This is a genomic window from Pseudoalteromonas sp. NSLLW218 (assembly GCF_015864775.1).
In the GTDB taxonomy this organism is placed as follows: Bacteria; Pseudomonadota; Gammaproteobacteria; order Enterobacterales; family Alteromonadaceae; genus Pseudoalteromonas.
In genome coordinates, this window is record NZ_JADYWO010000002.1 from 209,942 (window position 1) to 222,367 (window position 12,426).

9 protein-coding genes are annotated in these 12,426 nt (G+C 40.0%); 4 read left to right on the forward strand and 5 right to left on the reverse strand.

Features of this window, described 5'->3' with window-relative positions:
* The first annotated feature begins 145 nt into the window (after positions 1-145).
* Positions 146-967, forward strand: a complete 822-nt coding sequence (locus I6E80_RS03685) for a hypothetical protein (RefSeq protein ID WP_231616710.1) — start codon at positions 146-148, stop codon at positions 965-967.
* A 323-nt stretch (positions 968-1,290) separates the two neighbouring features.
* Positions 1,291-1,722 carry a universal stress protein gene (locus tag I6E80_RS03690; protein WP_024598014.1) on the forward strand — a complete coding sequence of 144 codons (432 nt, stop codon included), beginning with the start codon at positions 1,291-1,293 and terminating at the stop codon, positions 1,720-1,722.
* 428 nt (positions 1,723-2,150) lie between these two features.
* On the opposite strand, the gene I6E80_RS03695 is transcribed toward I6E80_RS03690, so the two are convergent.
* The gene (locus I6E80_RS03695; RefSeq protein WP_197184828.1) at positions 2,151-3,734 is read right to left on the reverse strand and encodes a sulfotransferase; all 1,584 of its coding nucleotides are present in this window, start codon (positions 3,732-3,734) and stop codon (positions 2,151-2,153) included.
* A 101-nt stretch (positions 3,735-3,835) separates the two neighbouring features.
* Positions 3,836-6,253 carry a TonB-dependent receptor gene (locus tag I6E80_RS03700; protein WP_197184829.1) on the reverse strand — a complete coding sequence of 806 codons (2,418 nt, stop codon included), beginning with the start codon at positions 6,251-6,253 and terminating at the stop codon, positions 3,836-3,838.
* Positions 6,254-6,731: 478 nt separating this feature from the next.
* Between I6E80_RS03700 and I6E80_RS03705 the strand changes: the two genes are divergently transcribed.
* Positions 6,732-7,826: an NADH:flavin oxidoreductase/NADH oxidase gene (locus I6E80_RS03705; RefSeq protein WP_197184830.1), complete on the forward strand. Its 1,095-nt coding sequence runs from the start codon at positions 6,732-6,734 to the stop codon at positions 7,824-7,826.
* Positions 7,827-7,898: 72 nt separating this feature from the next.
* Positions 7,899-9,095 (forward strand): MFS transporter, encoded by a 1,197-nt coding sequence (locus I6E80_RS03710; protein WP_197184831.1) that lies wholly within the window; start codon positions 7,899-7,901, stop codon positions 9,093-9,095.
* A gap of 72 nt (positions 9,096-9,167) precedes the next feature.
* Here I6E80_RS03710 and I6E80_RS03715 read toward each other — a convergent pair whose 3' ends face one another.
* From I6E80_RS03715 to I6E80_RS03725, 3 genes are all read right to left on the reverse strand, one after another.
* Entirely contained in the window at positions 9,168-10,031 is an 864-nt protein-coding gene (locus I6E80_RS03715; protein WP_076924222.1) for a DMT family transporter, read from the reverse strand.
* Between the two features lie 232 nt (positions 10,032-10,263).
* Entirely contained in the window at positions 10,264-11,007 is a 744-nt protein-coding gene (locus I6E80_RS03720; protein ID WP_197184832.1) for a FadR/GntR family transcriptional regulator, read from the reverse strand.
* A 431-nt stretch (positions 11,008-11,438) separates the two neighbouring features.
* Positions 11,439-12,425, reverse strand: a complete 987-nt coding sequence (locus tag I6E80_RS03725; RefSeq protein WP_197184833.1) for a Gfo/Idh/MocA family protein — start codon at positions 12,423-12,425, stop codon at positions 11,439-11,441.
* Position 12,426: the final 1 nt, after the last annotated feature.

Below are 12,426 nucleotides of genomic sequence, written 5' to 3' on the forward strand. Positions count from 1 at the left end.
CAGCTTTCACAATCGTCCGCTTCTGGCACTAAGCCGAACTTCGAGAAAGAGCGAATTACGGACATTGAGCTAATCTTCATTGTTAAATAATATTATGCTGTACCATTATAATGACTCTTTATTTTATAGGGATTTGAAATAACAAATGATGAGAACTTTTTTATTGTGTTGCAGTTTAATCATTACGACGCCTGCTTATGGAAATATGCCATCCTATTTCAACGAAGACATTGATAGCGAGTACAGAGAGCTGCTTAAACATGCGGACAAGATGCTTCCTCAGACGGATAAACAGCTAGCATACCTTCCTTCATTCTTTCCATTTAGCCTATTGGATGTTCGCCCAACGAATTTCGTCAATAATAATGACAAGCAAGCCTTTGCAAATTTTAATTTTGGGGTATTAGGAAGTAGGTTCCTGAATATTAATAAGAAGCAACTTTCTAATTTGCCAAGCATCTCAATATGCAAGGAGCAAAAATGTAAAAAAGAACGAATTGAGCTGATAAAGCAGTTTTTAGTGGATTCAAAGAGTGAAGTTGAAATGTTGAGACAAAATACAAATCTTTATATTGTCCAGCAAACGGCACCACATGTTTTTCGCATAAATAACACGTTTTATAGTCCAACGCAGCTTATTACCTACTACCCATCCAAACAAGCAGGATTTATCCCGTCAGGTGACTATAAGCTATCCAAGCCTGAAGAAGCTCCCAAAATGTTGGCATTATCTGAAGTTACTAAGGCTCTGAGAGAGGTGATGGCTAAGTATAATGTTGCTGCAATCACGAGAGTAAACGAAGAGAGTCTCAACATAATCTTTGGAGGTATAAGCGATAACCATTGGGGAATCGTAATTAACCATAAATCAACTATTCCAACTTCTGGTGATTATAGCCACATAGGTTTGGAATTCGATATTGTTCAAAAAGTTTCAGATAGCAGTTTTTACTATCAGACTAACTAATGGCTGTTATTGGCACTTTTGTGAAGTTCAACTGTGAGCGAAAAACTGGCTGTCAGCCCTAATTATTCCAAATATTGATTATCTTATAAAAGAAACAACAACGACAACCAGAGTAATAAACCCCGCAATCACAGCCTAATCAATAAGCATAAATTGATGAGGTATTGTTACTTTTAGTGCCTTATTGTTATTTATTGATCGTAATCAATAGATAACCTTTTAATACTCACTACACTTAACTTGCTGAGATGGAGCCGAGTCCATTCTTATGGAGTTGGTAATATCATTGAAAAATATGACTTTAGATTGTGAAGGAGAATAATATGCGAACAGGTAATATTTTATGGCCTACGGATTTTTCTGATACTGCATCACATGCTTTGCAATATGCCATTGAAATGGCGAATTTATATCAAGTAGGCATTCGTATTTTACACATTGTTGATCAGCCTTCAGATAATGAGAATTATATGATCCTTGCGATAACTCCCCAAGAGTTAGCTAAAAATATGGAAGACGCTGCGGCGAGTAAAATGCACGAGCTATTAGGTCAGTTGAATACTGATTTAAAGATTGAAACGGTTATTCGACATGGTGATGCCATTAATGAGATTTTAGATGAGACTAATAGCGGTGATATAGGCATGGTGGTAATTGCCAGTCATGGAAGAACCGGACTTTCTCATTTTTTGAATGTTAACGTTGCAGAAACGATAGCCAATAAAGCTAGTTGCCCAGTGTTAATAGTCAAATAAAATTGGCGCGTACCTCTTGTCCCGCTGCGGTTTTAGACGGGACAATGTGGCCAGCACGTTGGGTGAAAATGTGAGTTGTGTAAACGTCAATACACGGTTTAACTGCCCGAAAATGAACTTTTCATACTGGGGCAGGGTCAACGTAAAACTTTTACAGCAGTGAGTGTTAATTTTTTTCACTCATTGCGTAGGCATTCATTGTAGACGTCTTTTAGCTGATACCTTCACTCTACCAGTAAGCACAGCCTGGTCTTTTCCTCTTGAATTGACTGAATAATGAAGGTCCGCTCAACCACTCGACAACATAAAATATTGATAATAATTGGCAAGGTATTTTACTGTGTCGGATGGCGCTTCACTTATGCGACCTACACTGCCACAAAGTGGGCTATCTATAGGTTCACACCTAACTCCCAGCTATAAAACTATTACTCAATACTAATACCTTGTTTTAAAAAGTAATCTTCAATTTCATCAGTATGGGGCTTAAATGCTTTCCAACGGCCAATTGCTTTATTATTAAGTGGTTGGCGTACTTGCACCTTGCTTGCGGTAGAAACCGGTGCGGTGTTTAAGTGAAAATCTATACACTGCTCTTGCCACTCTAAGTTACAAAAGCTGACTAACTCTTTTATTTTCTGCTCGGGCTGTGCAACTAATTCTTCGTATTTTACTAATTTTATATTGCTGTGTTGCATGCTGAAGTGCTGCATTAGTTTGTAAAAACGGCTATAAAATTTTGCAGTGTCGAGTAGGTCGAGCGAGTACGCGTAGTAGGGGTTATTAATGGTAAATAATTGGCGATAGTTACCAATGGAGGTATCCATTGGGTCGCGCAGCATACAAATAATTTTAGCGTTTGGCAGTGCTTTGGTTATTAAGTCGATATAAAAAAAGTTAAACGGGAGTTTATCAATAAAGTGCTTATGGCTGCCTGTTATTACGCGTGTTGCGTTTAAATAGGTTGACCCAAGCTGATTAAAATCAAGCTTGTAGGCTTTAGTGAGCGTTTGAGTGTCGAGTACATGCGGTGTTTGCGTTTGGCTTAGCTTTTTAACGCTTAGGCCAAAGTCTTGTAATTCACCGGCTGATTGCACGTCGCTGTGGCTCGATAAAATACGCTCAACTAATGTGGTGCCAGAGCGGGGCATGCCTAATACAAAAATAGGTTCGGCCGTTGGGTTACCTTGTGTTGGCGCTTGTTTATGCTCCTCACTTAAGCGTTTAATATGTTCAAATAACTCAGTTGAGCTTGTATGATCAAAGGGCTGCACAGCACGTTTTGCTACTTTACCTTGCTCTAACGCGTTAAAAGCCTCTGAAAACTCACCAAGATCTTGATACTCTTTTGCTAAAGCATGGCCAATATGCAGTTTTTCATCGGGGTGTGTTACTTGCTCAAACACGTTTTTTAAGCGTTCAATGTGGTTGTTTTGCCTACTTACTTTAGTTAAATCACTTAATGCAAAATGACTTTGATGGTGCAGTGGGTTAAGCGCTATGGCATTTTCAAAAGCGTGTTGGGCTTTATCAAATAATCCTAAAAATTTAGCGCTTACACCATAGTTATAATAAAACGGTGGTTGAGCTTTGTTAGCTGCTGTAGCCAGTTTAATAGCGCACTCAAAGTAGTTAAGTGCTTGTTCGTGAATGCCTGCTTGAGTAAGGGCTACGCCGAGTGTGTCGGCATCAAGTGCTTTAGTTATTTGTTTTAATGATACCGATAGTGCGGTGTTTTTTGCTTTTTGTAATTCGCCAGTAAGTGCGTAACATTTAGCAAGTTGCGCGGTGTATTCAATACTTTGGCCAAGAGTGAGGGCTTTTTCGATAAGCTTTATTGCTTTGTGTATTTGCCCAACAGTTAAATTAACCATGGCCAGCAAAAAGTACCCATCGGCAAAGTCTGGTTTGAGTGTAACTAACTCCACTAGGGCTTTGTGTGCTTGCTCTATTTTACCTTGGTTTAGGGAGTGTATTGCGCTTTGATGAAGTTGCTTTAAATTTGGCTGCATGGTTTTTGGTAATTATTTTGTAAAAGAAAATAAAAAGGCTCAAATAAATTTGAGCCTTAAAACAGTGTTTAAAAAGTGAGACTGTTTAAAAGTCGCTTAAATTATATTTCAAATTTGTAGTTAAATTTAACACCTACCGTTAGCGGGCGATTAATGTAATGGCCGTAGTTACGTTGTATATCGGCGCCATTAGCTGATGTTATATCGGCATCTGAACGACGAACTGACGTAACTGCGTATTTGTTGAATAGGTTATCAACATATAGGGTAGTTGACCATGCATCAGCTGTTAATTTAGCTGATATATTACTTAAGCTGTAACCTGGTAGTGTTTCGCCGTTATCACGAAGCCCAACTCTTGAAAGCACGTCGCTTTGCGCGGTTAAACCGTAGTTAATATCGAGTGTTTTGTCGTTAAATACGTCTGTTTGATAGTTTACACCCATCGAAAATTGGTTTTCAGGTGAACCAGGTAAACGGTCGCCGTCTTCTGCGCCACCGGTGCCATCGGCGTTAAACAAAAATGGTGCGTCTGATGTTAGCTCTGCTTTTGTGTAGGCATAAGTTGCATAAACTGAAAACGAGTCAGATAAAATCGCACGGGTTGAAATTTCAATCCCTTTTGCATTTGCGCTGCCTGCGTTTGAAAGGTACGTTAATTGACCTATATCTGTAGCGCCCGTAATTTGTGCATCATCCCAATCGATGTTAAATAACGCGGCGTTAAAGTGTAGTTGGCTTCTAAACCATGTACTTTTAAAGCCTAACTCGTAGTTTGTTGTGGTGTCGGCTTCAAATAATAATTCGTCAGGTTGACCACAACCTGTTTGTTGATCCTCAGTAATAGGTTCCTCACATGACACTAAACCGTTTGAACCGCCAATTCTAAAGCCTTCACTTACTGTTACATAGCCCATTACTGAATCAGTAAATTGATATTTAGCATTAAATTTAAATAAGTTACCGTTATCGCCAGCGTCATCTTTTTCATATGCAACTGTGATGTCGTCAGGACCCGCACCACCGTACAATGTATTGGCTAGTGGGAAGTCAAAAGCTGCTTGCGACTCTACATCGTATTCGTAAAAACGGGCACCAATGGTAATATCTAATTTGTCGGTTACTTGGTAGCCAACTTCACCAAATAGTGCAGACTCAGTGACTTTACTTTTTGTAAGCTCTAAGTATTCTAATGAGTCTGGTCTTAGCTGCTCGCCACCAAAGTTATCGATAGCGAATTGGTCAAACCCAGGCGTAAACTCTCTGCTTGATGCTTCGGTTTCTGTTTTGTTGTAAAAGCCACCCACAATCCAGTTAAAGTCGCTGTCGCTTTGAGACACTAAGCGAATTTCTTGAGTGAAGGTATCTTCTTCGTCAATTTCACGGGTAAACGTTGAAAACGAAGGAAACTCTTCATAGCCGTAATCAAGACGAATAAGTAAGTCTGTTTGGTCGCGTTGGCCGTCGGCATCAAAGCTCGAAATACCAGTAGCCGATACTAGCTCTGCAAAACCTAAGTCGGCTTTTAGTTCAAGGCTTAGTAATTGATCTTTTTTCTCGCGAGGTTCTTCAAAGCGATAAGCTGACTCGTATTTACCTATTACGTCGCTTAAACCATTGTTTGCATTAAGACTGTTGTAATGAACAATCGAGCGGCCTTCGCTGTCTTGGTTTTGGTAAAAGTAGTTAAGCGTACCTTCAAACGATTCATTTGGTTTAAAGCGTACAGAAATACGACCTGTTGTTGTGGTTTCGCCGTTGGCGTCTTTTACATTTTTAAGGTTGTTGTTAACTGCTGAGCTATCGCTCCAATCTGGATCGGGCAACGATACGCCAGGCTCACGTACTACATAACCGTAATCGATAAACCCCGGATCTTCATATACGTTTAAGCTTGCACGAACTGCTAATTTATCTTCAATAATAGGAAGGTTAAATATAAAGCCGCCTTCGCCACCTAAAGAGTCACTTTCTTTTGTTTGAAATAGGTCGCCGTAAACTTCAAGCGATGTAAAATCAAGCTCAGGCTGTTTAAGCATGTAACGAATTGCACCGCCTAATGTGCCTGCACCATAAAGGGTGCCTTGTGGCCCAATTAATACTTCAACGCGCTCAATATCTACTAGGCGCATATCTACCGAAACTGGAATTTCGTTTATATAAGTAGATACCGTGCCGCCATCTGACGATGGACCAGAAGAATTTGTATTTAAACCACGAACAATAATAGGTGAGCCTGAGCGGCCACCTTGATCGGTAATTGTTAAACCAGGTACCCAGCGTGCTACATCCGCAAGCTCACTGATATTTTGATCTTTCATAATATCTGCATCAAGCGCTGTAATATTTAGCGGTGCATTTTGCACAGAGCCGCTACGCCTTGTTGCTGTAACTTCGATTACTTCGAGTGATTTGTTTTTAGCGGCAACTTCTTCTTGAGCAAGAGCGGCATTTGGTAATAAAAATACGCTAGAAACAGCGCTCGAAATAGCCAAGGTTAACAAGCTTGGTTTAAACATAAAAAGTGATCCCCAGTTCAAATGTTTTACATTAGTAAATTAAGTTAAGCAGTTTATCAGGGAGTGAAGTAGCTGGGAATATTTAAATTGAATTTTAATTCACTTTTATAGAATAAATATGGCTTATTTTCAGGGTTTTTATTTGGTTAATAGGCAATACAAGCAATAGCTTAGTGGAATTAGGTACAGTTAGGTTAAAAATTACACCCTTGTTTAAAGGTAAATAGTCATTCATGTTTTAAAGCTGGCTTTATGACGTGCTCGTTAAACAGATTATTACATTAAAATTAATATTTCATAATGTCATTACTTATACTTTTATTAGCACTATTAAAGTGTGTTTTTATCCCCATTATGAGTGATAGTCGTAATTATAAGTGACTGCATAAGCTTTTGAGTGGGCGTGTTTGATTGCCGCTTCGTATTCTCTTTTTTATTTTGTCCGCACTTTTTTGTGCGTGTTTTTTAAGGATTAACAATGAGCCAACTATTTTCGCCTTTATCACTTGGGCAAGTAACGTTAGATAACCGAATTATTATTGCACCCATGTGCCAGTATTCAGCAAACAATGGCGCTGCTAGCGATTGGCACACTATTCATTTAGGCCAATTGAGCTTAAGCGGTGCCGGGTTACTTATTTTAGAAGCAACAGCAGTAAACCCAGAAGGGCGTATTAGCTACGGCGATTTAGGGCTTTGGAATAACGAAACACAACAAGCGTTAGATAAAAGTCTAAAAGCAGTAAGGCAATACAGCCCTATGCCTATTGGCATTCAGTTAGCACATGCTGGGCGAAAAGCATCAACTGAAAAACCATGGGACGGTGGCGATGCGATTGCATCTGATGACGTAAATGGCTGGCAAACGCTCGCTCCTTCTGCAATTGCATATGACGATAAAAGCCCAGTACCAAAAGCAATGAGCCAATCTGATATTGACTCATTAATTAAAGACTTTGTAAGTGCAGCTAAACGCGCTGATGAACTCGGCCTTGATTTAATCGAGCTACATGGTGCACACGGTTACCTGTTACACCAGTTTTTGTCGCCACTTTCAAACAAGCGCGATGACAACTACGGTGGTAGCCTAGAAAACAGAATGCGTTTATTGCTTGACGTGTTTAAAGCAGTAAGAGCGGTATTCCCTAGTGAAAAAGCAGTGGGTGTACGTATTTCGGCAACCGATTGGGTTGAAGGTGGCTGGGATTTAGATCAATCGATAGTGCTAAGTAAAGCGCTTGATGAACTCGGCTGTGATTTTATTCATGTAAGTACGGCGGGCCTAAGCCCTGAACAACAAATACCTGTTAAACCTAATTTTCAGGTACCGTTTGCAACAGCTATCAAAGAAGCAGTTAAAATGCCTGTTATAGCGGTGGGTTTAATTACACAGGCGCAGCAAGCCGAAGATATTATTTGTGAGCAGCAAGCCGATGGCGTAGCACTTGCGCGTGGCATTTTATATAACCCGCATTGGCCTTGGCATGCAGCTGCAGAGCTTTGCGCTACAGTAACAGCACCTAAACAGTATTTACGCTCAAGCCCACATGGGCAGCCATCTCCAATTAAATAAAACACGCCCTAAGCAAAACCCAACCCGCGTTTGCGGGTTGGGTTTTATTATTTTTATAAAGTAGAGACACACATGACTCAAACAGGCGTTTCACCACAACCACTTAGCAATACACTCGTTACTATTATTGCTTTGTGTTGTGGCCTTATTGTTGCCAATATTTACTACGCTCAACCTATTATTGAGTTACTCGCCCCAGAGGTGGGATTAAGTGCACACAGTGCTAGCCTTATCGTATCGCTTACACAGATAGGCTACGCTTTGGGGTTGTTTTTTTTAGTGCCGTTAGCTGATTTAGTTGAAAATAAAAAGCTCATGTTGATCACACTTGGTGTGTCATTTTTAAGCTTAGTGGGGACTGCACTTGCTGACTCACCTAATGTAATGCTTATTTTATGTTTAATGATAGGTATTAGCTCGGTTTCTGTTCAGGTGCTAATTCCGCTTGCTGCGCATTTATCGTCTGACGAAAAACGCGGGCAAGTCTTAGGCAATATTATGGCTGGCCTGTTGTTAGGTATTTTGCTGGCAAGACCTATATCGAGCTTAATAGCCGATTACTTTGGTTGGCGTGCTGTATTTTACTTTGCAGCAGGGTGTATGGTGTTTATTGCAGGCGTAATTTATTTTGCTATTCCAAGCAGGCAACCTACCCATAAAACAACGTATTTTAAGTTATTAAAATCGCTTAAACAGTTAATGATAAGCCAACCAGTGCTGCGCCAACGATCTCTTTTTCAAGCATTAATGTTTGCATCGTTCAGCTTATTTTGGACAAGCGTACCGGTTGTGCTTGCCCGTGAGTATGGTTTATCTCAATCAGAAATAGCACTGTTTGCACTAGTGGGTGCGGCAGGTGCTGTAGCAGCCCCCATTGTTGGGCGTTTGGCAGATAAAGGCTATACACATCAGGTATCGTTACTGGCCAAAGTAATTGCAGCAGTGTGCTTTTTACCAAGCTTATTTGAGCTACCTTACGGCATTATAGTATTGGCATTAACCGGTGTGTTTATTGATTTTGCTGTGCAGGCCAATATGGTATTGGGTCAACGTGCAGTGTATGCACTAGAGCCACAAAGCCGTGCGCGTTTAAACGCTATTTACATGACGAGTATATTTGTAGGTGGCGCAGTAGGCTCGCTTATTGCCAGCCCATTATATGAAGCGGGTGGTTGGACAGGTATTGCACTGGTTGCTACGGGTATGCCGCTTATTTCGTTGATTGGCTATTTGGTTACAACTAAAAAGCAAAGTAAGACGGTAAGCTAATTACGTTGCAACAAAAAAGCCACGGCTTATGCGGTGGCTTTATTTTTTAGAATTAGTCGATTACAGTTTTACTTAAGCAACCTGCTTTTTTGCATTTGAAAACGAGCTACCAACAGATGCAACAATCACAAGTAAAATAGCGAGCCACTGCCATAAAGTAAGTAACTCACCCAGTATAATAAACCCCGCGAGCGAGGCTATTGCAGGCTCTAAGCTCATCATTACGCTAAATCCTTGCGAGGGCATGTTACGCAGTGCAACCATTTCAAGTGTGTAAGGCAATGCGCTTGATAAAATGGCAATACCAATACCCAATGGGATAATTTCCCATGTAAACGCGGCGCTTTGTAAAATACCGCCATAAGGTACTAGCACTATAGCGGCAACGGTCATTCCCAATGCGACAGTTGCTCCACCAGAGCTTTGTGTGCCCGTTTTTTTACCAAATAATATATAAGCAGCCCAGCAAGCACCTGCACCTAAAGCAAGTGCAACACCCAATGGATCAAGGCTGTCTTGGCCGCTCATATCAGGAAGTAAAAGCAAAATACCGGCAATAGCACAGGCAACCCAAAATAAATCACGTTTACGGCGCGATGAAAATAAGGCAACAGCCAGCGGGCCTGTAAATTCGAGCGCTACGCCTATGCCAAGTGGAATACGTTCAATGGCGTAATAAAACAAAATGTTCATGCCGCCTAAACTTAAACCATACACAATTATAGAAATACGATTACCAGAAGTAGGTAAGTGTTTCCAAGGTTTAAACACTAAGCAAAGTATTAGGGCAGAAAAACCAAGCCTAAGGGCAGTTGTACCTTCAGGGCCAACAATAGGAAAAAGCTGTTTTGCAAATGACGCGCCCGTTTGAATGGTCATCATTGCAAGCAGTACACACACGATAGCCAGTAAATAACTTTTTGAAGATGCTCGCATTTTTATCCTTGAGTTGAGTAACTCTATCAATTAGTTATGTAATGCAGGGAGTATAAAAGCTAAACCCGCCCGATATTAATGGCGGCATAGTATCTTTTTTTAAATTTATAGGTAAGTGTTTGCGACCAAAAATAGTGCAATTAATATAATATTAAATAGGGTGGGTTAATAAAGTAAGAGGTAAAGTTAGCAAACAGGTGCTTGCTAACTTTAATCAGTTGGTTAAAAGGCCCTAATGGGCACTTTTATTAACTAAGCCATCAAGAGAGTAAAGGCCTCGTTTTTCATTATTTTTGCGTTTAATTTCTTCAAGTGCGCGCGACTCTACGGCATCAAATAAAGCATTAATTAAGCGGTTAAAATGTTTGTGCATTGCGCTGCGAGCTGCATTTGCATCATGAGACTTTAGGGCTGTATAAATAGCGGTGTGTTCGTCCATAACGCATTCGTTATTGTTTTTACATACACTACTATAGTCAGCAACAATTTGTGGGTTTGTTAAACGTAAATCCCACAAGTTAGATACTGCAAACTCAAGTGCTTTATTGCGTGTTGCTCGCGAAATTATTTCATGGAACTCACGGTCAGCTTGCTCAACATAAATGCCTTTTTCCATGGCGATTAATGTTTTATTTAGTTGCTCTAATTCTTCTTCTGTAATGCTTTGAGCAGCTAAAGCGGCAATTTCGCCTTCAATTAATGCACGCGCTTGCGTAAGTTCAAATGCACTGATCTCTTTTGATTTTATAGATGTATTTTTTTGTTCTACTACGTATACACCAGAACCGGTTTTAACTTCAACTCGGCCACGTACTTCTAATGCGATAATAGCTTCTCTAATGGTAGGGCGACTTACATCAAACATTTCTGCAAGTTCACGTTCAGGTGGTAAACGACTCCCAGCAGAAAATTCGCCTTGATTTATTAAAGACTCAATTTTATCAACTATGCGCCAAAATAAGCGACGATTACCCATACTTTACCTTCATTACCTTAAGGAATAATGGCCTCTGGGGCCTAAAAGTCAAAACCAACTGTTAATACCAGAGGTTACCTCAAAATTCACTATTATGTCAAAATTCTAACGCGATGTTGTGGTTAAAAACCACTATACACCAATGGTTGTATTCTTGTATTACCAATTTAGTTCAAAATAATGCAATTGGCCAGCTTGATTGGTAATGTTTTTATGTGTTAGGTTAGCTTTAAGGTTATTGAATAATAAATATTGGTAATAAACTGAGTTTAGGTTGTCAGTGTTAAGTTTGTTGTAGAAGTATTTGATTGCCCACGGATGGGGATCGCTATTATTTAAAAGTGTTTTGTAAAATGTGTAGTTGTACGAGAGCTATTTAAGCTTTCTTCTGGGCGTTAACTGTCGTTGGTTAACGCCCATATTTTATTTAATTAGTCGTTAGGGTACACAACCCCAAGCTGTTTGCGCGCTTCATCAAGAACGCTCATTACGTTACTGGCTAAAATATGTGTATTAACGGGTGATTCAAAAATATTTTGCTTCACTAATGACATAAAATGCTCAACTTCGTATTTCATAAAGTGCTCATCAAATGGCTGGGATATAACTTCTACGTCACCATTATTAGCAATAAATTCAATCTTTTTTAGTTGCGATACAGCTTCTATACGTATGCGTCCATGCTCGCCTTGTATTTCGGTTATGTTGTCGCCTTGCGATATTTTGGAGTAACTAATAACGGCTTGTTTATCTGCGTAGTTTAGTAATACATCGCCCGCACCATCTACACCTGTATCAAGTAATATGCCACTGGCACTCACGCTTTGCGGCGCTCCCCAAAGTGCAATTAATAAATACAGTGGGTAAATCCCTAAATCAACCAAAGCACCATTAGCAAATTCGGGTAAAAACGTATTTGGACGTTCGCCATTTTTGTATTTATCGTAACGCGATGAATATTGACTGTACTGGCCAATATATTTACGTGGTGTACCAATTTTTTCCATTGCCTGTTGTAGGCCTGCAAAGTTAGGCAAGTGAGTGGTCATCATGGCTTCCATGTAGAGGCGCTGATGCTTTTTTGCTGTAGCTATAATACTTGCAAGCTCTTTAGAATTGGCTGCTGATGGTTTTTCGCCAAGGACATGTTTACCTGCTTCTAGGCACATAACAGCGTATTGTTTATGTAAGCTGTTAGGGGCGGCTATGTAGACAGCATCAACATTTTGATCTTGGCAAACTTGCTCGATTGAGGTGAAAATTTTTGCTTGTGTATTTTGTGGGTGTTTTGCTAAAAACGCTTCACCGCTTGATACTGCGCGCGAGCACACCCCATATAAATTAAAATCGTTTAACGTATTTGCAGCGGCTAACAGTGTGTCGCTAATAAAATTGGTGCCAACAATAACAAAGTTCATG